This is a genomic window from Achromobacter deleyi (assembly GCF_902859705.1).
GTDB classification, from domain to species: Bacteria; Pseudomonadota; Gammaproteobacteria; order Burkholderiales; family Burkholderiaceae_B; genus Achromobacter; species Achromobacter deleyi.
In genome coordinates this window covers 139,811-159,627 of sequence record NZ_CADIJO010000006.1, presented here as the reverse complement: position 1 = coordinate 159,627, position 19,817 = coordinate 139,811, and the positions used below count along the sequence as shown (strand labels likewise).

Here is a 19,817-nt window from a genome sequence, read left to right as displayed (position 1 = left end):
CGTCCGGCTACGCCGTTCGGGGCTTTTTTTTGGGGCCTGTGCCCGGCACGGGGCCGGGCGCGGCGATCAGATCGCGGCCAGGCGCTTTTGCACGGTGTCCTTGCCCAGCAGCGCCAGCACGGCGTCCACGGCCGGCGTCTGGGTCTGGCCCGTCACGGCCACGCGCAGCGGAATCGCCAGTTGCGGCATTTTCAGGCCGCGGTCGGCCAGCACGGCCTTGATCAGCGCCGAGATGGCTTCGCGGGTCCAGTCGGTGCCGGCGGCGCGCTGGGCGAAGTCGGCCAGTGCCTCGCGGGCGGCGGCGGTCAGGTGCTGCTCGACCAGTTCGGGGGCGGCCGGCTTGAATTCGCCGCAGAACAGCATGGCGCCGTCGGCCAGCTGCTCAAGCGTTTCGGCACGGTCTTTCAAGAGGCCCATGACGCCCGGCAGGTCGATCTTTTCCGGATGGCCGCCGCGGTTGGCCACGCGCGGGGCCACGCGTTCGGCCAGCTCGGCGTTGTCCATCTGCTTGATGTAGTGGGCGTTGACCCAGTTCAGCTTCTTGGGGTCCCACTGCGAAGCGGACTTGGACAGGTGGCGGGTGTCGAACCACTGCACCAGCTGTTCGCGGCTGAAGAGTTCGTCGTCGCCGTGGCTCCAGCCCAGGCGGGCCAGGTAGTTGATCATGGCCTCGGGCAGGTAGCCCTCGTTGTCGTATTCCATGACGTTGACCGCGCCGTGGCGCTTGGACAGCTTTTCGCCGTCCGGGCCGAGAATCATGGGCACGTGGCCGTATTCGGGCAGGGTGGCGCCCAGCGCGCGCAGGATGTTGATCTGGCGCGGGGTGTTGTTGACGTGGTCATCGCCGCGCAGCACGTGGGTGATGCCCATGTCCCAGTCGTCGACCACCACGCAGAAGTTGTAGGTGGGGGTGCCGTCCGGGCGGGCGATGATCAGGTCGTCGAGCTCGGTGTTGTCAAAGCTGATGGTGCCCTTGACCATGTCGTTCCAGGACGTGGCGCCTTCCTGCGGGTTCTTGAAGCGCACCACGGGCTGGCGGCCGGCCGGGATGGCGGGCAGCGTCTTGCCGGGCTCGGGGCGCCAGGTGCCGTCGTAGCGCGGCTTGTCGCCGCGGGCGCGGGCGGCCTCGCGCATGGCTTCCACTTCCTCGGGCGAGCTGTAGCAGTGGTAGGCGGTACCGGCGGCCAGCATCTGCGCCACGACCTCGCGGTAGCGGTCCATGCGCTGCATCTGGTAGAAGGGGCCTTCGTCGGGCTGCATGCCCAGCCAGTCCATGCTGTCCAGGATGGCCTGCACCGCTTCCGGCGTGGAGCGTTCGACGTCGGTGTCTTCGATGCGCAGGACGAAGGTGCCCTGGTGGTGGCGCGCGAAGGCCCAGGAGAACAGCGCGGTACGGGCGCCGCCCAGGTGCAGGAAGCCCGTCGGCGAAGGCGCGAAGCGGGTACGGATGGGGGAAGAGGCGTTGGAAGTCATAGGTGGCAATGATAGCGGCTGCGGCGCCACAAAGCGGCGTCGGGCAGGGTCCGCGTCAAGCGGACGGCGGGGTTGTCTTGTTACGATGAACGGTATTTTAGATTAGCGCCCGCCCACGACATGCTGCGACACGCTCTTGCCCCGATGTTCGAACCCAGTTCGCTGGTGATCGTTGCCGACCGGCCCCTGCCGGCGGCGGGCTCGTTGTCGCCAGCGCTCAAGGCCCGCACCACCGTCGTGGCTTGCGAAACCGGCGCCGCACCCGACCTGCCCGAGGCCCTGCAAGGCCTGGCCGCGGGTGAACGCCCCGATCTGGCCCTGGTTTGCGTGTCGCCGGCCGTGCTACCCGAAACCCTGCGCCGCCTGTCGCCGCTGGCGCCGCGTTCGGTCATCCTGCTGCCGCACGAACTGCCCGATCCGTATCCGCGCGGCACGTTGGCGCTGTGCCGCGCCTGGGCCGAAGAAAACCGCTGCGAACTGCTGGGCCCGCGCTCGTTCGGCGCCCAGCGGCCCCATGCCGGCCTGAATCTCAGCCAGCATCCGGTGCTGGCGCGCGCCGGCCGGGTGGCGCTGCTGGCGCAGTCGCGGTCCATCATGGCAGCCGTGATGGACTGGGCCGAAGACGTGCACATCGGTTTTTCCACCGCCGTGTCGCTGGGCGACGAGGCGGTGGTGGGCCTGTCCAAGGTGCTGGACTACCTGGCCAGCGACCCGCGCACCGACAGCATCGTGCTCTACCTGGAAGACGTCGGGCCGGCGCGCGAATTCATGAGCACCCTGCGGGCCGCGGCCAGCGTCAAGCCGGTCATCGTGCTCAAGGCGGGCCGGGCGGACACCGACAGCGCCGACGCCATCTTCGACGCCGCCCTGCGCCGTGCCGGCGCCGTGCGGGTGCGCTACTTCGTGCAGTTGTTCTCGGCCGTGAAGGTGCTGGGCTATACCCGTCGCCCCAAGGGCCGGCGGGTGGCGCTGATCTCCAACGGCAGCGGCCCCCCGCAATTGGCCATGGACCTGATCGGCCCGGACGCCGCCGTGCTGCGCGCCGACCTGGCGCCGGCTACGCAGCGTGCGCTGGCGGCGATGCTGGAACCCGACGCGGCCAGCGCCAACCCGGTCATCACCTACACCCCGCTGACGCCGGAGCGCATCCGCGCCATCCTGGACACCGTGCTGGACGATGCCGGCGTGGACGGCGTGCTGGTGCTGCTGGCGCCCGATGCGCTGGCCGACATGCCCGCCGTGGCGCGGGAACTGGCGCTGATCGCGCCCAAGGCCAAGAAGCCTGTGGTCACGTGTTTCATGGGCGACGCCGGCATGCGGCCGCTGCGGCGCATGCTGGACGATGCCGGCACGTCCGCGTTCCGTACGCCCGAATCGGCCGCCGACGCCTTCGGCGTGCTGGCCTCGCACCATTACAACCAGCAGCTGCTGCTGCAGACCCAGCCGCCCGAACCGGCCACCCACGTGCCCGACCTGGCCGCCGCGCGCGACATCCTGGCGCGGGTGCGGGCCGATTGCCGGCGCGAACTCAATACGTCCGAAGTCCGCGCGCTGCTGGCCCTGTTCTACGTGCCGCTGCGCGACATGCCGGTGGACGTGGCGCTGGGCGAACCGGAATCCCGTCCCATGGCGATCCGGGTGCGGCGCGATCCGCAGTTCGGCCCGGTCGTGCGTTTTGGCGCGGGCGGCCCGGACGCCGTGCTGTCGCAGTCCGACCGCGGCATGGACCTGCCGCCGCTGAACGGCTTCCTGGCGCGCCAGCTGATCGAACGCAGCCGCCTGTGGCGCAAGGTGCTGGCGCCGCGCGTCGGCCACCTGGCCGCCGAAGCCTTGCAGCAGGCGCTGGTGCTGGTGTCTGAACTGGTGTCCGAACTGCCCGACATCGAAACGCTGGACATCGATCCGCTCTACGCCGGTGAAACCCATCTGCGCGCCGGTGGCCTGCGCATGACGCTGACCGAAAAGCCGGGCTGCGAATCACCACAGACCGCCGGCTATCCGCACATGGCGATTCACCCGTATCCGGCGCGCCTGGTGCAGGTGCGCCGCTTTGCCGACGGCATTCCGTGGGTGCTGCGGCCGATCCGCCCCGAAGACGCGCAGCCCTTGCAGGAATTCATCCGCGGCCTGTCCGAACGCTCGCGCTACATGCGCTTCGTGTCGATGATGCGCGAGCTGACTCCGCGCATGGTGTCGCGCTACACCCAGGTGGACTACCACCGCGAGCTGGCCCTGGTGGCCGCCACGCAGGTGCCCAACCCGGCCAACCGCGGCCATCCGCGCGAGGTCCTGGTCGGTTTCGCGCATTATTTGCGCAACCCGGACGGGCGCGGCGCGGAATACGCGCTGGTGATCGGCGACGACTGGCAGCGCCGCGGCCTGGGCCGCCAGCTGATGACGGCGCTGATCGACGCGGCGCGCGAGCAGGGGCTGGAATACATCGACGGGCTGGTGCTGTCGACCAACCGGCCCATGCTGTCGCTGATGACCAGCCTGGGCTTCACCAACGACGCCGACCCCGAAGACCCAACCATGCGGCGGGTCTGGCTGAACCTGGACTGACGCACGGGGGCTGCCCCCGTACGCAGGCCGGGTGGGTGCGGCTTCGTCAGGCGGTCTTGCGCGCCGCCTGCGCAGGCTTGAGCCGCGCCACCGTTTCATCCACCGACAGCACGTCGCCAAAGAACAGCAGCCAGCCGTGCAGCGCGTGCTCGTGCTCGGCCGGCGTCACCGCGGCCAGCGCGTCGTCGACCATGATGGTGCGAAAGTCGCGCATCATCGCGTCGCGGGCGGTGGACTCGCAGCACACGTTGGTGACCGTGCCGGCGATCAGCAAGGTATCCACGCCACGCCCGCGCAGCAGCGGTTCCAGTTCGGACGAACCCGGCGCCATGGCGCTGTAGAAGCGCTTGGTCACCCGCAGGTCGCCGGCATCGGGCCGCAGGTCCGGATGCAGCGCGTAGCCGGGCGAATCGCGCCGCAGGGTTTCCAGGCGCCGCGCGCTGCGCTCGGGCGTCAGCATCACGCCGTGGTGGTGCGACCAGAAGGCGTCGGCGTTGTCGGACGCGGTCTGCACCCACACCACCGTGCCGCCGGCCGCGCGCACTGCGTCGCACAGGCGGTTCACCGGCTCGATGATGCCGCGCGCGGCGGCGCATTCGCCCTGGTAGCCGGGCAGGGTGAAATACTGCTGCATGTCGATCACCACCACGGCGCAGCGCGCGCCCGGCAGCGTGTCATAGGGGTGCAGGCAGCCCTGGCGAGCAATGACGCGGTCCTGGACCCATTGCGGAATCTGCATGGCGGCTCCTTATCCGTAGCGCCGCGCCACCGCGGCTTCGATGCGGTACACCACCAGGTACATCACGCTGGAAATCAGCGCCAGCATGGTGATGGCGGTCATGACGATATTCAGCTTGAAGACCTGGCTGCCGTTCATGATGAGAAAGCCCAGGCCCGAATCGGCCGACTGGAATTCGCCCACGATGACGCCCACCAGCGCCAGGCCGATGTTCATCTTCACCGCGGCGATCAACGTCGGTACGCTGCCGGGCAGCACCACCTTGACCAGCACCTGCCAGCGGCTGGCCCCGAAAGTGCGCGCCAGCTTGACCTTGTTGAGGTCGATGCCCCGAAAGCCCGCATACACCACCATGATGGTCACGAACACGGCGATCGCCACGGCCATGCCGTACACCGCATAGTCCGAGCCCAGCCACAGGTAGAAGATGGGCACGAAGGCGATCTTGGGCATGGCGTTGGCCACCACCAGGAACGGGTCCAGCACCTTGTACAGGAAGTCCGACCACCACAGCGCCGCGGCCACCACGATGCCGATCACCATGCTGAGCGTAAAGCCCACCAGCGTGGCCGACAGCGTGGTCAGGATGTGGTGCGCCAGGTTGCCGTTGGCCCACAGGTCGATGAACGTGGGCCACAGCGCGCTGGGGTAGCTGGTCAAGAGCGGGTTCAGGATGTGCATCCGCGGCAGGATCTCCCAGGCGCACAGGAATACGACGAGCAGCAGCGCCTGGGCCAGGCGGATATTGCGGCGGCGGGCGCGGTCGCGCCGCAGGTAGTCCTGGTATTTCTGGCTGGGCGCGGGCACGGCGCGCAGCGGCACGGTGTTGGCGATGGGTGCATTCATGGCTCAACCCTCCACGTGGACGTCCAGCTCGTCCCAGAGCTGTTTGAAGTAGGCGTTGAATTCCGGCCGCGAACGCGCCTGGAATGGCGTGGGGCGCGCGCCGTCGCCGTAATGGATGCGGTACTGGCTTTTCAGGCGGCCGGGCCGACGCGACAGCACGATCACTCGGTCGGTCATCGCGATGGCCTCGCCGATGTCGTGCGTCACCAGCACCACCGTCTTGCCTTCGCGCCGCAGAATGTCGACCACCTCGTCGGAAATGGCCAGCCGGGTCTGCGAATCCAGCGCGGAAAAGGGTTCGTCCAGCAAGATCACATCGGGCTCGGTGACCAGCGTGCGCGCCAGCGCGGCGCGTTGCCGCATGCCGCCGGACAGCTGGCGCGGCGTGTGCGTCAGAAAGGCGCCCAGCCCGCATTTTTCCAGCAGATGCACGGCGCGCGCTTCGCTGCGGGCATCGCGCCGGCCCTGTATTTCGGCGCCCAGCATCACGTTGTCCAGAATGGTGCGCCATTCAAACAGGTAGTCCTGCTGCAGCATGTAGCCGATCCGCGGGTTCGGCTCGGTGACCGCCTGGCCGTCGATCATCACGGCGCCCGAGGTCGGCGTGATCAGGCCGGCAATCAACGACAGCAGCGTGCTCTTGCCGCAACCGCTTTGCCCGATCAGGCTGACGAATTCGCCTGGCGCCAGCGCGAACGACACCTGCGACAGGGCCTCGGTCTCGCCTTCCGGCGTGAAATAGCTGAGACAGACGTCGCGCAGCTCGATCTTCGCCGTGGCCGCTTCCGGTTTCAGGTTATGGACGACGGCGCTCATCACGGGGCCTTCCTGGCAAAGTCGGCCACCACCACGTCTTCGTATTTGACGCGGGCGCCTTCCTTCATGACCGCGCTGGCGATCAGCATGTCCTGCAGCTGGTTCATCGCGTCGGCCGTGACCAGCGGCGAGGTCTTCCAGATCTGGTATTGCTTGTAGCGGTCGATCGCATCAGTCACGGCCGCCGCGTCCATGCCGGGAAAGTACGTCATGATCTGCGGCGCCAGCGTGGCGGCCGGTGTGTCCTTCACGTACTTCTCGGCGCGCGCCACCACGTCGGTCCAGGCCTGGATCACCTTGGGGTTGTCGCGAATGTATTTGTCGGTGGCGGTGAATACCGTGTAGTCCACCTGGCCCACTTCATGGCCCACCGAGGCCACGATGTAGCCCTTGCCGTTGCGTACCAGCTCGCCGGCCTCGGGCTCCAGGAAGATGCCGTATTCGCCCTGGCCGGCCATCCAGGCGCCGGCGCGCGCCGGAATGCCGATGTTGTTCAGCAGCTTCACGTCCTTCTGCGGGTCCAGCCCGTGCTTGCGCAGCGCGGTTTCCAGGAACACGATGGGATTGGACCCGGGCCGAAAGCCGATCACCTCTTTGCCCTTGAGCATGCTCCAGTCGAATTTCTCGACCGGCTTGCGCGCCAGCAGGAAAAAGCCGTCGGTGGCCGTCAAGCCGGCAAAGATCTTCGGCTTGACCGGCGATTCGCTGTTCTGCACATAGATCGACGCCTCGGGGCCGATCAGCACGATGTCCGCGCTGCCCGACAGCAGGGCGGTCATGCCCTTGTCGGTGCCTTGGGAGGTCTTCATCGAGACGTCCAGCCCGGCGTCCTTGAAGTAGCCCTGCGACAGGGCCACGTACTTGGGCACGTAGAGAATGGAGCGCACCACCTCTTCGTAGCGGACCTTCACGGGGGGATTGAGCGCTTCGCCGTGGGCGGCGAAAGGGATGAGCGCGGGCGCCAGCGCGACAAGCAGCGCCGCGACTGCCCGGCGGGGCAATGGCAAGGGCTTCACGGGACTTTCTCCTGCGTCTGTATGCCTCGCCGAAACCCGGCGCGACACGGCCAATGGGATGGATCGACTGCAACAACAGGGAAGCCCGAACAGAGATCGCCCGGGCCGATACGGCGTGGTTTGAATACTATATTCAATACCAAGGGGCGACAAGGATTTTGGGATTGGCGTTTTTCCCTAGGAAAGGGCGCCTGTCAGCTTCCGAAGAACCGGAGCTGGAATACCACTTGGTATACAGAAAAGGGATGGCGGCCTGGGGATGGCAGCCGGGCAATCCCGGCGGATCGCCCGCGGCGGGCGGGCGTTATCCCGCCAGCACGTCGTTCAAAAAGCGCGAGATATCCGCCACTTCTTCCGCGCAGACCGAGTGCGGCATCGGGTACGTGTGCCAGCGCACGTCGTAACCCAGGCGTTCCAGTTCGGCCAGCGAGGCCTGGGCGCGCGGCAGCGACACCACCGGGTCGTATTGGCCGTGGGCCAGGAAGATGGGCGTGCGCTGGTTGGCCGGGGCGCGTTCGGCCTCGGCGGTGCCCAGCAGGGGCAGGTAACCCGACAGCCCGATCATGCCAGCCAGCTTTTCCTGCAGGCGCAGGCCTGTGTGCAGGGTCATGGCGCAACCCTGCGAAAACCCCGCCAGCACGATGTTGGAGGTGGGAATGCCACGCGCGTTCTCACGGGCGATGAGCTTTTTGATGGCGGCTTCGGACGCGCGGATGCCGTTGGCGTCCTCGACCCGCACCAGGTCCATGACCAGGATGTCGTACCACGACCGCATCGCCATGCCGTTGTTGATGGTGACGCGCTGCACCGGGGCGTTCGGGAAGACGAAGCGCACCGCGGCGCCGGCCGGCAGGTCCAGTTCGGGCACGATGGGCGCGAAATCGTTGCCGTCCGCGCCCAGGCCGTGCAGCCAGATGACGGCGTGCGTGGGGGTGGGGGCGGTTTCGATCTCGATGCAATCGAGCAGGTCGGTCGGTGCGTTCATGGACGGCGGGGGGAAATCAGAGGGTTAGGGTCTTGAGCGCCTGGAACAGCGCGCGATAGTGCTTCTTTTGCGGATCCTGGCCTTGCAGCAGGGCGGCGTTGGCCGTTTTTTCCTTGCGGGCGGCGCGGATCAGGGCGCGCAATTGCTGCACGTCGGCCTGCGGATTGTCGTGCAGCAGCTTGGTCAGGGCGTCGTCGTCGTCCAGCAGGCGATCGCGCAGGGTTTCCAGGCGGTGCATGGCGGCGGTTTCTTCGCGCGAGCCGTTTTCCCAGACATCGAGCTGGGCGCGGATTTCGTCCGCGGGGGCGTCGCGCATCAGCTTGCCCACGAAGTGCACCTGGCGGCGCAGGCCTTCGCGGCCGGTGGTGCGCTGCGCCATGCGAATGGCTTCGTACAGGCGTTCAGCCAGGGGCAACTGCTTGAGGCGTTCGGGAGACAGGGCGATCAACTGCTTGCCCAGGTCCAGCAGCGCATGCATTTCGCGCTTGATCTGGGACTTGCTGGGGCGGTCGTAGCCGTTCTCGTCGTAGCCTTCGTCGACGGATTCTTCTTCGGTATGGGAATTCATGGAAAACTGCGCAATGACAGACTTGGCTATGATAACCGTCTCTGCAAATTGGACAGCAATGGTCAAATCCTCCTCCTCCTTGCCGCTGGCGGCCAATCACGCGCGTTTTTCCGAATTGGTCGAGCAAACGCTGGCGTACGCCCGCCAGATTGGCGCCTCGGACGCCGCGGCCGAAGTCTCTGAAAGCCTGGGCCTGTCGGTATCGGTGCGCAAGAACGACATCGAAACCGTCGAACAGACCCGCGACCGCTCGCTGGACCTCACCGTCTACGCCGGCCAGAGCCGCGGGTCCGCCTCGACCTCCGACTTTTCTGAGGCGGCCCTGCGCCAGACCGTCGAAGCGGCCTGGCACATCGCACGCCACACCGCCGCCGACCCGGCCGCCGGCCTGCCCGACGCCGACCAGCTGGCCACCGAATTCCCCGACCTGGACCTGCATCGGGCCTGGACGGTCTCGACCGAAGAAGCCGCCGAGCTGGCCCTGCGCGCCGAACGCGCGGCCCGCGAGGTCGATTCGCGCATCACCAATACCGATGGCGCCACGGTGGGCACCTACGAAGGCCAGTTCGTCATGGGCAACACCCGCGGCTTCCTGGGCGGCTATCCGTATTCGCGCCACAGCCTGTCGGTGGCGCCGATCGCCGGCCGCGGCAACGGCATGCAGCGCGACTACTGGTACACGTCCGAGCGCGATCCGGGCAAGATGGCCTCGCCCGAGGCCGTGGGCCGCTACGCCGCCGAACGCACGCTGTCGCGCCTGTCGGCCCGCCGCATCCGCACCGGCAAGTTCCCGGTGCTGTTCGAGGCTCCGCTGGCCCTGGGCCTGGTTGGCGCCCTGACGCAGGCCGCCAACGGCGGCGCGCTGTACCGCAAGGCCAGCTTCCTGCTCGACGCCCTGGGCAAGCCCATCTTCCCGGACCACATCAACCTGACCGAAGACCCGCACATCCGCGGCGGCATGGGCAGTTCGCCGTTCGACGACGAAGGCGTGCGCACCCGCAAGCGCAGCGTGGTCACCGCGGGCGTGCTCGAAGGCTACTTCCTGTCTTCGTACACCGCCCGCAAGCTGGGCATGCAGACCACCGGCAACGCCGGCGGCTCGCACAACCTGACCTTCTCGTCCACGCTCACCCGCCGCGGCGACGACTTCGAAGCCATGCTCAAGAAAATGGGCACGGGCTTCCTGGTCACCGAGCTCATCGGCCAGGGCGTGAACTACGTCACGGGCGATTATTCCCGCGGCGCGTTCGGTTACTGGGTCGAAAACGGCCAGATCCAGCACGCCGTGCAGGAAATCACCATCGCCGGCAACCTGGCGGACATGTTCCGCCAGATCGTCGCGGTGGGCGCGGACACCATCTCGCGCGGCACCAAGACCACCGGCTCGATCCTGATCGAGCAAATGGCCATCGCGGGCACCTGATCCGCCGCGACGCCATGCGACGCCCGCCGGGGCGGGGCCCTGCAAGGCCCTGGCCGGCGGGCGTCGCCGTTTGTGTCTTTGCAATCCTTGATCGCTGGGGATTTCCTCTAGCCGTCCCGGGCCATGCCAGCGTGTAATATCCGGCGGGTATTGCTCAAACTAGTATCGCGGCAGAGGAGCAAAGAGATGCAACGACGTTCATTCTTGAAGCAGGCCGGCCTGGGCGCCGTGGCGGCGGGCGCGGCGGTCAGTGCGCCGGCCCTGGCGCAGGATTCCCCCTCTCTCAGCTGGCGCCTGGCGTCCGGCTTTCCCGGCGCGCTGGACCTGCGGGTCGGCGCTGGCCAGGCGTTCTGCAAATTCGTGTCCGACGCCACCGGCGGCAAGTTCACCATCCGCCAGCAGGCCGATGGCGAGATCGCGCCCGCGGCCGACCTGATGGACGCCGTCGGCGCCGCCAAGGTCGAATGCGCCCACGTGTCATCCAGCCTGTACTTCGCCAAAAACCCCGCCTTCTGCTTCGATTCGGCCGTGCCGTTCGGGCTGGACGCCAGCCGCATGAACGCCTGGATGCTCGAAGGCGACGGCCTGCGCCTGACGCGCGAGCTGTTCAAGGCGCAGAAGATCGTCAACTTCCCGCTGGGCAACACCGGCCCGCAGATGGGCGGCTGGTCCAAGCGCGAAATCAAGCGCGCCACCGACCTGAAAGACCTGAAGATGCGGGTCGACGGCCTGGCCGGGCAGGTGCTGGCCCACCTGGGCGTGGCGCCGCAGCAGGCTGACCTGGCCAAGCTGGCCGAAGCCGTCGAGAAAGACGGACTGGAAGCTGTGGCCGGCACCGGCGCCGCCGAGGACGCCAAGCTGGGCCTGAACAAGGTCGGCAAGTTCTATTACGGCCCCAGCTGGTGGGCCGCCAGCGAACAGTTGTCGCTCTACATCAACGAAGACGCCTGGACCAAGCTGCCCAAGCACTACCAGGCGGTGGTCGAGGCCGCCGCCCTGGCCGTGCACGTCAAGACCACGGCGGCCTTCGATGCCCGCAACCCCGCCGCGCTGGCCCAATTGGCCGCTGCTGGCGCGCAGGTGCGCGCTTTCCCGCGGTCGGTCATGGACGCCGCCTTCGAGGCCGCCCAGCAGGTCTACAAGGAATTGAACGAGAAAGACGCCAAGTTCAAGGCCATCCACGACAGCTATATGGGCTTTCGCGACAACGGCATGCCGTGGTTCCGGCTGACCGAAGGCGCCTACGACCAGTATCTGGGCGTGGCGCTGTCCGCCCGTAGCTAGCTTCCCGAAGGCAGGATCCGGATGCCGAATGGCATTCGGCTGGAGGTGGGGTTTTCGCTGATAACCCCGGTTTTTTTACAAAAAAGTGGGCGGTTTTGATCCTTTTGTTGAACGGCATTCGAGTTTCCGCCTGATACAAAGGAGTAATATCCCGGGTCTTGACGCGCAAACATGACGCCTTCAGGCGGCATTGGACGTCAATCCGGCGGGATCACTCCAGCCCGGATAACCAACATTCCGAGACAGACTTTAAGGTGGTATCAACCATGCAATCCAAGACCAAGAAGCTGCTGGCCGCGCTGATCGCTGCCGGCATCGTCCCGGCTGCGCACGCGGCTGACATCAAGCTGGGCGTGGCTGAAGCCCTGTCCGGCGGCGCCGCCCAGTACGGCGTCTCGATCCGCAACGGCTTCCAGCTGGCGGCCGACGAGATCAACGCCGCAGGCGGGATCAACGGCAACAAGATCGTGCTCGTGGTCGAGGACGAACAAGGCAAGAAAGAAGAAGCGATCAACGTCTTCAAGAAGCTGATCTTCAAGGACAACGTCCTGATGGTCTTCGGCCCGACGCTGTCGAACTCGGCCCAGGCCGCCGACCCGATTGCCCAGGCTGCCAAGACGGTCGCCTTCGGCACGTCCAACACCGCGGACGGCATCACGTCCATCGGCAACTACGTGTTCCGCAACTCGGTCACCGAAGCCGACGTGCTGCCGGCCACCATCTCCACCGTCAAGGCCAAGACCGGCCTGAAGAACGTGGCGGTGCTCTATGGCAACGACGACGTCTTCACCAAGAGCGGCTACGACAACTTCAAGAAGGCCCTGGAAGACCAGAAGATCCCGGTCACCACCACGGAAACCTTCGCCAAGGGCGACGTCGACTTCAAGGCTCAGCTGACCAAGATCAAGGGCACCAACCCCGACGCCATCGTGCTGTCCGCACTGCTGGCCGAAGGCGCCCCGATCATGGTGCAGGCTCGCCAACTGGGCATCAACGTGCCCGTCATCGGCGGCAACGGCATGAACTCGGTCAAGATTTTCGACCTGGCCCCTGGCGGCGCGTCGAACAATCTCTGGATCGGCAGCCCGTGGTCGATCGAGAACAAGGCCCCTGAGAACGTCAAGTTCATCGACGCCTACAAGGCCAAGTTCAACGGTTCGCCCGACCAGTTCGCCGCCCAGTCCTACGACGCCATGTACATCGTCGCCCAGGGCCTGAAGAACACCAAGCTCTCCGGCGACCTCACCAAGGACCGCGCTGCCCTGCGCGACGCCTTGCCCGCCGTGACGTGGACCGGCGCCACCGGCGCCTTCAAGTTCCGTCAGGCCACCGACCGTGCTGGCAAGCCCGCCGGCTACGACGCCGACCAGGCGCCGATCGTCAGCGTGACCAAAGACGGCAAGTACGTCATCGAGAAGTAAGCGCTACGCATCCCCGCGCGGGGGGATGCGCCTTGCGGACGGCCCGGCCGTCCGCAGGGCGCTTTTGATTTGGAAAGTCCCATCATGTTCGAACAACAATTCGTCAATGCCTTGTCGCTGGGCTGTGTGTATGCACTGTTCGCGCTGGGCTTCACGCTGATCTTCGGCGTGCTCGGGGTGATCAACCTGGCGCATGGCGCCGTCTTCATGGTTGGCGCCTACGCGGCACTGTTCGTGGTCCAGCAATTCGGCCTGCCCCTGTGGGCGGCGCTGATGGTCGCCTTTTTCGTGGCCGGCTTCACCGGGGTCATCATCGACTACCTGGTGCTCAAGCCGCTGCGCAAGCGCAACGCGCCCCACCTGATCCCCATGATCGCCACGATTGGCGTGGGCATCATCCTGAACAACGGCGCCCAGAGCATCTTCGGCGCCAGCAACCTGCGCTTCCCGCACGGCACCGTGCCTGAAGATGTCATCGAAATCGCCGGGTTGCACCTGACCGTCATCGAACTGGGCATCATCTTCCTGTCGTTCGCCCTGATGGCCGTGCTGATGTTCGTCATGCGCCGCACGCAGTTCGGCCGCGCCCTGCGCGCCATCGCCGAATCGCCCAAGGCCGCCTGGCTGCTGGGGATCAACGTCGAAAAGTTGTTCGTCACGACCTCGTTCGCCGCCGCCGCCCTGGGGGGTGTTGCCGGCGTGCTGATCGGCCTGTACTCGAACGCGCTGTTCCCGCTGATGGGCCAGCCGATGCTGCACAAGGGCATCGCGGTCATCATCCTGGGCGGCATGGGCGACATTCGCGGCGCCATGCTGGGCGGTCTCTTCCTGGGGTTCGCGGAAGTGCTGTCGGTGGCCTACATCGGCTCCACCATGCGAGACGCGGTGGCTTTCGGCCTGCTGTTCCTGATCCTGCTGGTGCGCCCGCAAGGTCTGTTCGGCAAAGTGGTTCAACGCAAGGCTTAAAGAATGAGCGGATTCGAAAACTTCTGGGCCATCTACGGCAACCTGGTGCTCACGCTGGGCACCAACGCGTTGCTGGCCCTCTCCATCTGGCTGACCCTGGCCTGCGGCATGCTGGCCATGGCCAACGCCGCCTTCATGGGCATCGGGGCGTACACCGCCGCGCTGCTCACCATGAACTACGACGTCTCGTTCCCGGTCGCGATCGCCGGCGGCATGGCGGCGCCCGCCCTGGTGGCGGCGCTGATCGGATTGCCGACCTTGCGCTTGTCGGGGGTCTATCTGGCCATGGCCACGCTGGGCTTTGGCGAAGTCGTCCGCGTGACCATCCTGAACACCGAGTCCCTCACCGGCGGCGCGCTGGGCCTTAACGGCATCCCGCAACTGACGCAGTGGTGGCACGTGGTGCTGGCGGTCGTCATCGTCCTGTTCGTGCTGTGGCGTGTCCGTGCCTCCAAGATCGGACGCTCGTTCGACGCCATTCGCGGCGACGAAACGGCGGCCGGCCTGATGGGCATCGACGTGCGTGCCAACAAGATGCTGGCCTTCGTGGCCGGCGCGATGATCGCGGGCCTGGCCGGCGCCTTGAATGCGCACCTGACCTTTTTCATCGGCCCCAACGAATACGGCTTTGATCGTGGCGTTGAAATCCTGACCATGGCGATCCTGGGCGGCATCGGCGGTTTGGCCGGTCCCGTGCTGGGCAGCTTCATCATTACCGTGCTGCCCGAATTGCTGCGCGGTTTTGCGGACCTGCGCCTGATCGCGAACGGAGTGATCCTGGTGGTGATTGTGTTGTTCCTGCCGCAAGGCATCTGGGATCCGGCGCGCTTCAAGCGCTGGATGCGTCAAGGTCGCCAAGGAGGCAAGCGCCATGCTTGAACTTTCCTCCGTCTCCAAGAGCTTCGGCGGCCTGCATGTGCTGCATGACGTCAGCCTGTCCGTGCCCCAAGGTTCCATCTTCGGCCTGATCGGCCCGAACGGCGCCGGCAAGACCACGGTGTTCAACCTGATCACCGGGCTGCTGCCGCCCAGCGGCGGCACCATCACGTTCAACGGCGAAAGCGTCCTGAACAGGAAGCCGCACGCGATCACCCGCATGGGCATCGCCCGCACCTTCCAGAACATCCGTCTTTTCAAGGAAATGACGCTGCTGGAAAACGTGGTGGTGGGCGCCTATCGCCACATGAACTACGGCTTCCCCAGCCTGCTGCTGGGCCTGCCGGGTTACCGCGAGCACGAAAAGCGGGCCCGCGAACGCGCTCACGAGCTCCTGACCTGGATGCGCCTGGACCACAAGGCTAACGACCTGGCCGACAACCTGTCCTACGGCGAACAGCGCCGCCTGGAGCTGGCGCGCGCGCTGGCCACCGAGCCCAAGCTGCTGCTGCTGGACGAACCCGTGGCGGGCATGAACACCGGCGAACGCGCCGAGCTCATGCGCGAAATCCTGGCCATCCGCGACCGCGGCTACACCATCCTCATGATCGAGCACGACATGCGCTTCGTCATGGGGTTGTGCGAGCGCATCGCGGTGCTCAACTTCGGCAAGATCATCGCCTGCGGCGGACCTGAAGAGATCCGCAACAACGAGCAGGTCATCGAGGCCTACCTGGGTCGCGAAGACGAAGACGACACCGAACAAGCGGAGGCCGCAAAATGAGCAGCGCCATGCTGGAAGTCCGCGGACTCGAGGTCAACTACGGCCACATCGAAGCTGTCCGCGGCATCGACCTGGACCTGGAAGCCAAGGAAATCACCGCCCTGGTCGGCGCCAACGGCGCCGGCAAGTCGACCACGCTGCTGGCGCTGTCGGGCCTGTTGCCCAAGGCGCGCGGCAAGATCCTCTTCGAAGGCGAAGACATCACCAACCTGGCGCCGCACCAGCTGGTCGCGCGCGGCATCGTCCAGGTGCCGGAAGGCCGGGCCATCCTCACCACCATGACCGTGCTGGAAAACCTCGAGCTGGGCGCCTACCGCCGCGGCTTGAAGAACGTCGGCAACGATCTGGAATACGTGTTCAACCTGTTCCCGCGCCTGAAAGAACGCATCACGGGCATCGCCGGCAACCTGTCGGGCGGCGAACAGCAGATGCTGGCGATCGGCCGGGCCTTGATGGCCAAGCCGCGCCTGTTGCTGCTGGACGAGCCGTCGATGGGCCTGGCGCCCATCGTGGTGCAGGAAATCTTCCGGTCGCTGCGCGCCATCAATGCCGACGGCCTGACCCTGTTCCTGGTCGAACAGAACGTGCGCCAGGCGCTGAAGATCGCCCAGCACGGTTACGTGCTGGAAAACGGCGCCATGGCGCTGGCCGGCACCGGCCGCGGCCTGCTCGGCCACCCGCGCGTGCTCGAAGCCTACCTGGGCGCCTGATCGGCGCCGCCAGGGCAGGGGGCGGAAAACAGGGCCGGCAGGCTTGTTTTGCGTCCCCGATTAAAAATGCAACGGCTGTCCCCTGGGGCGGCCGTCGTCCAGCCTGAAATCTGCCCGGTCTGCCCAATTTTTGAGCATCCGTGGTAGAATTTCAGGCTTTCCCTCATTTTGACCATTGCACGGGCGGGTAATAACGCTTAGGCGGGACGTCGATAGGGGCCTGAGAAGTCCGGGGTTTGCCTCGGGTTTTTCGCGGCCTAGTGTTTGGGAAAAGGAAAACAGCCTGGCTGGATAGTCCTGCCAGATACCATTTTTATCTAGGAACCATCATGAAGACCTTTGTGGCCAAGCCGCATGAAGTCCAACGTGACTGGTTTGTGATCGACGCCAAGGGCAAAGTCCTCGGTCGTGTGGCCAGCGAAGTCGCACGTCGTCTGCGTGGCAAGCACAAACCTGAATTCACGCCGCACGTTGATACCGGCGATTACATCGTCATCATCAACGCTTCCGATATCGTCGTTACCGGTACCAAGGCGAAGGACAAGAAGTACTTCCGCCACACCACGTACCCGGGCGGTATCCGCGAAACGAACTTCGAGAAAATGCAAGAGCGTTTTCCCGGTCGCGCCATTCAGAAGGCCGTCAAGGGCATGCTGCCCAAGGGTCCTCTGGGCTACGCCATGATCAAGAAGCTGAAGGTCTATGCTGGTGCCGAGCACCCGCACACCGCCCAGCAGCCCAAGACGCTGGATATCTAAGGAAACGCCATGATCGGTAACTGGAATTACGGAACCGGCCGTCGCAAAACTTCGGTGGCTCGCGTTTTCATCAAGAAGGGCACCGGCAAGATCGTCGTCAACGGCAAGCCCGTCGACGAGTTCTTCGCTCGTGAAACCGGCCGCATGGTCGTGCGCCAGCCGCTGGAACTGACCGGCCACCTGGAATCGTTCGACATCAAGGTCAACGTGCACGGCGGCGGTGAAACCGGCCAGGCCGGCGCAGTTCGTCACGGCATCACGCGTGCCCTGATCGACTACGACGCGACCCTGAAGCCCGCACTGTCGCAAGCTGGTTTTGTGACCCGCGATGCCCGCGAAGTCGAACGCAAGAAGGTCGGCTTCCGCAAGGCACGTCGTCGCAAGCAGTTCAGCAAGCGTTAATCGCTGCGAAAAAAGCCCGCTTTCGAGCGGGCTTTTTTTTATCCGGCAATTTCATTCTGCGGCAACTACGTCGTTGACGCTTCTGTACTTCGATTAATACGATGAGTGTCGTATAATTCAAGTCGGGAGCCCGAGATGGCGCAGCCGCAGGGATTCAAGGCGGTCAAGCGGGCCATCTTGGCCGCGCTTCATAGCGGTGATTACCAGCACGAGGCTCGTGACCACATCAATGTCAAGAACCTGCTGGCTACCGGTGAGGTCAGCGCGGAGGACGTCGCCGGCATCATTCGCGGCAGTGATGGTGCAAGTTACGCGTGCAGCCGATTGCATGCTGATCTGGCGATCGACTGCCACGTCATACGGTCCCGCGGTTGGTATGTGAAGTTTTACTTCGCAAATCCTTCCACCATATTCATCAGTGTTCATCGTTGAGCGTGTCATGAAAATCTTTCTGGAAGGCGATAAGGGCACCGCGGTCTGCCATGACTGCGCCGCACTGGTGAAGACGACGTTCCTGCGCCGTGACGTGCCGTTCAGTGATGGTTCCGGGGCGGCAAGGAATATTCTGGTGGGCGTGTGTGATCGTTGCGGGCGGACGGTGTCTCTTCCCGCGCAATCCACGCCCGCGATCAGCAAGGCGCGCAAACAGGCCCTGGAATCGATCGAAACGAATCTGCCCGCTGTGTACGTGGATATCCTGGATTACGCCGTGCACACGATCGATAATCGGGCGTCGACCGATTTCCGTCGCGTGTTGCTGTCCTATTTCATGCACAAGGCCGCTCAGAGCGACAAGGCCCCGCAATTGCTGAGAGCCGCGTTTGACAAGGCCGCCGCCCGGTTTCCCGAAAGGCGCGGAGCCCCGCGGCGCCGCTTGTCCATGAAGGTGCCTGCCCGGGTAGGCGAAGCGTTGCGTCGCCTGGAGGCCAGTACGGCGTTAAACAAGACGGACCTCATCAAGTCTGTCGTCCTGGATATCCAGGATAAGGTGCTGGACCAGCCCAGGCCAGGCCTGCTGGAAGAATTGAGAGCCCTGTCCGCCATCTCGGCGTGATACGAGCGATACAATCCATTTTCGTTCTACGAAGAGTTCATACCTATCATGGCCCAAGCATCGAACACCCGTATCAAGGTTGGCATCGTCGGCGGCACCGGTTATACCGGCGTCGAACTGCTGCGTCTCTTGTCGCAACATCCCAATGTGGAACTGACCGCCATCACCTCCCGCAAGGAAGACGGGCTGCCGGTGGCCGACATGTATCCGAACCTGCGCGGCCGCGTGAAGATCGCGTTTTCCTCGCCGGAAAAAGCCACGCTGACCGATTGCGACGTGGTGTTCTTCGCCACCCCCCATGGCGTGGCCATGGCCCAGGCGCAGGAACTCATCGCCGCCGGCACCCGTGTCATTGACCTGGCCGCCGACTTCCGCCTGCAGGACATCCCCACGTTCGAGCGCTGGTACAAGATTCCCCATACTTGCCCGGACATCCTGGCCGAATCCCAGTACGGCCTGGTCGAACTGAACCGCGAAGCCATCTCCAAGGCCCGCGTCATCGGCAACCCTGGCTGCTACCCCACCACCGTGCTGCTCGGGCTGGCCCCGCTGCTCGAAGGCGGCAAGCAACTGGTCGATGCACAAACCCTGATCGCCGATTGCAAGTCGGGCGTGTCGGGTGCCGGCCGCAAAGCCGAAGTCAGCTCGCTGTTCTCTGAAGCGTCCGACAACTTCAAGGCCTATGGCGTGGCCGGCCACCGCCACCACCCCGAAATCGTCGCCCAGCTCGAGAAGATCGCTGGCGGCAAGGTCGGCCTGACCTTCGTGCCGCATCTGGTGCCGATGATCCGCGGCATGTTCTCGACCATCTACGCCCGCATCCTGCCCGAGGCGCGCGACACCGACTTCCAGGCGCTGTTCGAAGCGCGCTACGCCGACGAAGCCTTCGTCGACGTCATGCCTGCCGGCAGCCTGCCCGAAACGCGCTCGGTGCGCGCCTCGAACAACCTGCGCATTGCGCTGTCGCGCCCGGGCGGCGGCGACCAGCTCATCATCATGGTCGTGCAGGACAACCTGGTGAAGGGCGCGGCCGGCCAGGCCGTGCAGAACATGAACCTGATGTTCGGCATCGCCGAAACCACGGGCCTGGACCAGGTCGCGATCCTGCCGTGACGCCTTGCCGGGCCGGCGGCT

General features: G+C 65.5%; 20 protein-coding genes. 13 read left to right on the top strand and 7 right to left on the bottom strand.

Features of this window, described 5'->3' with window-relative positions; genetic code table 11:
• Positions 1-66: 66 nt before the first annotated feature.
• Positions 67-1,473, bottom strand: coding sequence for a glutamate--tRNA ligase (gene gltX, locus HV798_RS11410; protein ID WP_025137605.1), 1,407 nt, complete (start codon positions 1,471-1,473; stop codon positions 67-69).
• A gap of 120 nt (positions 1,474-1,593) precedes the next feature.
• Here gltX and HV798_RS11405 point away from each other — a divergent pair, with 120 nt between their 5' ends.
• On the top strand, positions 1,594-4,035 hold the full coding sequence (locus HV798_RS11405; RefSeq protein ID WP_175193394.1) for a bifunctional acetate--CoA ligase family protein/GNAT family N-acetyltransferase: 2,442 nt from the start codon (positions 1,594-1,596) through the stop codon (positions 4,033-4,035).
• A 46-nt stretch (positions 4,036-4,081) separates the two neighbouring features.
• On the opposite strand, the gene HV798_RS11400 is transcribed toward HV798_RS11405, so the two are convergent.
• From HV798_RS11400 to yjgA, 6 genes are all read right to left on the bottom strand, one after another.
• Positions 4,082-4,774 carry a cysteine hydrolase family protein gene (locus tag HV798_RS11400; protein ID WP_175193393.1) on the bottom strand — a complete coding sequence of 231 codons (693 nt, stop codon included), beginning with the start codon at positions 4,772-4,774 and terminating at the stop codon, positions 4,082-4,084.
• A gap of 9 nt (positions 4,775-4,783) precedes the next feature.
• Positions 4,784-5,620, bottom strand: coding sequence for an ABC transporter permease (locus tag HV798_RS11395; protein WP_175193392.1), 837 nt, complete (start codon positions 5,618-5,620; stop codon positions 4,784-4,786).
• A 3-nt stretch (positions 5,621-5,623) separates the two neighbouring features.
• The gene (locus HV798_RS11390) at positions 5,624-6,436 is read right to left on the bottom strand and encodes an ABC transporter ATP-binding protein (RefSeq protein ID WP_025137601.1); all 813 of its coding nucleotides are present in this window, start codon (positions 6,434-6,436) and stop codon (positions 5,624-5,626) included.
• Positions 6,436-7,452: an ABC transporter substrate-binding protein gene (locus HV798_RS11385; protein ID WP_175193391.1), complete on the bottom strand. Its 1,017-nt coding sequence runs from the start codon at positions 7,450-7,452 to the stop codon at positions 6,436-6,438. Before HV798_RS11385 ends, HV798_RS11390 begins: the two co-directional genes overlap by 1 nt.
• 304 nt (positions 7,453-7,756) lie before the next feature.
• Complete coding sequence (locus HV798_RS11380; RefSeq protein WP_175193390.1) at positions 7,757-8,437, bottom strand: alpha/beta hydrolase; 681 nt, start codon at positions 8,435-8,437, stop codon at positions 7,757-7,759.
• Positions 8,438-8,453: 16 nt separating this feature from the next.
• Entirely contained in the window at positions 8,454-9,005 is a 552-nt protein-coding gene (gene yjgA / locus HV798_RS11375; RefSeq protein ID WP_175193389.1) for a ribosome biogenesis factor YjgA, read from the bottom strand.
• 58 nt (positions 9,006-9,063) lie between these two features.
• On the opposite strand from yjgA, the gene pmbA reads away from it, so the two are divergent.
• The 12 genes from pmbA to argC all read left to right on the top strand — a co-directional run bounded on the left by pmbA (position 9,064) and on the right by argC (position 19,796).
• Entirely contained in the window at positions 9,064-10,428 is a 1,365-nt protein-coding gene (gene pmbA / locus HV798_RS11370) for a metalloprotease PmbA (RefSeq protein ID WP_175193388.1), read from the top strand.
• A gap of 186 nt (positions 10,429-10,614) precedes the next feature.
• Positions 10,615-11,712 carry a twin-arginine translocation signal domain-containing protein gene (locus tag HV798_RS11365; RefSeq protein WP_025137596.1) on the top strand — a complete coding sequence of 366 codons (1,098 nt, stop codon included), beginning with the start codon at positions 10,615-10,617 and terminating at the stop codon, positions 11,710-11,712.
• A 266-nt stretch (positions 11,713-11,978) separates the two neighbouring features.
• Entirely contained in the window at positions 11,979-13,133 is a 1,155-nt protein-coding gene (locus tag HV798_RS11360; RefSeq protein ID WP_175193387.1) for an ABC transporter substrate-binding protein, read from the top strand.
• An 84-nt stretch (positions 13,134-13,217) separates the two neighbouring features.
• Positions 13,218-14,099, top strand: coding sequence for a branched-chain amino acid ABC transporter permease (locus tag HV798_RS11355; protein WP_025137594.1), 882 nt, complete (start codon positions 13,218-13,220; stop codon positions 14,097-14,099).
• Positions 14,100-14,102: 3 nt separating this feature from the next.
• Positions 14,103-14,978 (top strand): branched-chain amino acid ABC transporter permease, encoded by an 876-nt coding sequence (locus tag HV798_RS11350; RefSeq protein WP_175193386.1) that lies wholly within the window; start codon positions 14,103-14,105, stop codon positions 14,976-14,978.
• Entirely contained in the window at positions 14,971-15,759 is a 789-nt protein-coding gene (locus HV798_RS11345) for an ABC transporter ATP-binding protein (protein WP_025137592.1), read from the top strand. The genes HV798_RS11350 and HV798_RS11345 overlap by 8 nt, the downstream gene beginning before the upstream one ends.
• Positions 15,756-16,469 (top strand): ABC transporter ATP-binding protein, encoded by a 714-nt coding sequence (locus tag HV798_RS11340; RefSeq protein WP_025137591.1) that lies wholly within the window; start codon positions 15,756-15,758, stop codon positions 16,467-16,469. Before HV798_RS11345 ends, HV798_RS11340 begins: the two co-directional genes overlap by 4 nt.
• Positions 16,470-16,798: 329 nt before the next feature.
• Entirely contained in the window at positions 16,799-17,227 is a 429-nt protein-coding gene (rplM, locus tag HV798_RS11335; RefSeq protein WP_006217309.1) for a 50S ribosomal protein L13, read from the top strand.
• A gap of 9 nt (positions 17,228-17,236) precedes the next feature.
• Positions 17,237-17,629: a 30S ribosomal protein S9 gene (gene rpsI / locus HV798_RS11330; RefSeq protein ID WP_006388641.1), complete on the top strand. Its 393-nt coding sequence runs from the start codon at positions 17,237-17,239 to the stop codon at positions 17,627-17,629.
• Positions 17,630-17,764: 135 nt separating this feature from the next.
• Positions 17,765-18,061, top strand: a complete 297-nt coding sequence (locus HV798_RS11325; protein WP_175193385.1) for a hypothetical protein — start codon at positions 17,765-17,767, stop codon at positions 18,059-18,061.
• Between the two features lie 7 nt (positions 18,062-18,068).
• Positions 18,069-18,683 carry a hypothetical protein gene (locus HV798_RS11320; RefSeq protein WP_175193384.1) on the top strand — a complete coding sequence of 205 codons (615 nt, stop codon included), beginning with the start codon at positions 18,069-18,071 and terminating at the stop codon, positions 18,681-18,683.
• Between the two features lie 48 nt (positions 18,684-18,731).
• Positions 18,732-19,796, top strand: a complete 1,065-nt coding sequence (gene argC, locus HV798_RS11315; RefSeq protein WP_175193383.1) for an N-acetyl-gamma-glutamyl-phosphate reductase — start codon at positions 18,732-18,734, stop codon at positions 19,794-19,796.
• The last annotated feature ends 21 nt before the right edge of the window (positions 19,797-19,817 follow it).

What these genes read in the sequence shown, in the direction of transcription:
- rpsI (WP_006388641.1), top strand. Translation starts at nt 17,237, where the DNA reads ATGATCGGTAACTGGAATTACGGAACCGGCCGTCGCAAAACTTCGGTG.
- argC (WP_175193383.1), top strand. Translation starts at nt 18,732, where the DNA reads ATGGCCCAAGCATCGAACACCCGTATCAAGGTTGGCATCGTCGGCGGC.
- HV798_RS11350 (WP_175193386.1), top strand. Translation starts at nt 14,103, where the DNA reads ATGAGCGGATTCGAAAACTTCTGGGCCATCTACGGCAACCTGGTGCTC.
- HV798_RS11400 (WP_175193393.1), bottom strand. Translation starts at nt 4,774, where the DNA reads ATGCAGATTCCGCAATGGGTCCAGGACCGCGTCATTGCTCGCCAGGGC.
- yjgA (WP_175193389.1), bottom strand. Translation starts at nt 9,005, where the DNA reads ATGAATTCCCATACCGAAGAAGAATCCGTCGACGAAGGCTACGACGAG.
- HV798_RS11320 (WP_175193384.1), top strand. Translation starts at nt 18,069, where the DNA reads ATGAAAATCTTTCTGGAAGGCGATAAGGGCACCGCGGTCTGCCATGAC.
- gltX (WP_025137605.1), bottom strand. Translation starts at nt 1,473, where the DNA reads ATGACTTCCAACGCCTCTTCCCCCATCCGTACCCGCTTCGCGCCTTCG.
- HV798_RS11355 (WP_025137594.1), top strand. Translation starts at nt 13,218, where the DNA reads ATGTTCGAACAACAATTCGTCAATGCCTTGTCGCTGGGCTGTGTGTAT.
- HV798_RS11345 (WP_025137592.1), top strand. Translation starts at nt 14,971, where the DNA reads ATGCTTGAACTTTCCTCCGTCTCCAAGAGCTTCGGCGGCCTGCATGTG.
- HV798_RS11395 (WP_175193392.1), bottom strand. Translation starts at nt 5,620, where the DNA reads ATGAATGCACCCATCGCCAACACCGTGCCGCTGCGCGCCGTGCCCGCG.
- rplM (WP_006217309.1), top strand. Translation starts at nt 16,799, where the DNA reads ATGAAGACCTTTGTGGCCAAGCCGCATGAAGTCCAACGTGACTGGTTT.
- HV798_RS11360 (WP_175193387.1), top strand. Translation starts at nt 11,979, where the DNA reads ATGCAATCCAAGACCAAGAAGCTGCTGGCCGCGCTGATCGCTGCCGGC.
- HV798_RS11365 (WP_025137596.1), top strand. Translation starts at nt 10,615, where the DNA reads ATGCAACGACGTTCATTCTTGAAGCAGGCCGGCCTGGGCGCCGTGGCG.
- HV798_RS11380 (WP_175193390.1), bottom strand. Translation starts at nt 8,437, where the DNA reads ATGAACGCACCGACCGACCTGCTCGATTGCATCGAGATCGAAACCGCC.
- HV798_RS11405 (WP_175193394.1), top strand. Translation starts at nt 1,594, where the DNA reads ATGCTGCGACACGCTCTTGCCCCGATGTTCGAACCCAGTTCGCTGGTG.
- HV798_RS11340 (WP_025137591.1), top strand. Translation starts at nt 15,756, where the DNA reads ATGAGCAGCGCCATGCTGGAAGTCCGCGGACTCGAGGTCAACTACGGC.
- pmbA (WP_175193388.1), top strand. Translation starts at nt 9,064, where the DNA reads ATGGTCAAATCCTCCTCCTCCTTGCCGCTGGCGGCCAATCACGCGCGT.
- HV798_RS11390 (WP_025137601.1), bottom strand. Translation starts at nt 6,436, where the DNA reads ATGAGCGCCGTCGTCCATAACCTGAAACCGGAAGCGGCCACGGCGAAG.
- HV798_RS11325 (WP_175193385.1), top strand. Translation starts at nt 17,765, where the DNA reads ATGGCGCAGCCGCAGGGATTCAAGGCGGTCAAGCGGGCCATCTTGGCC.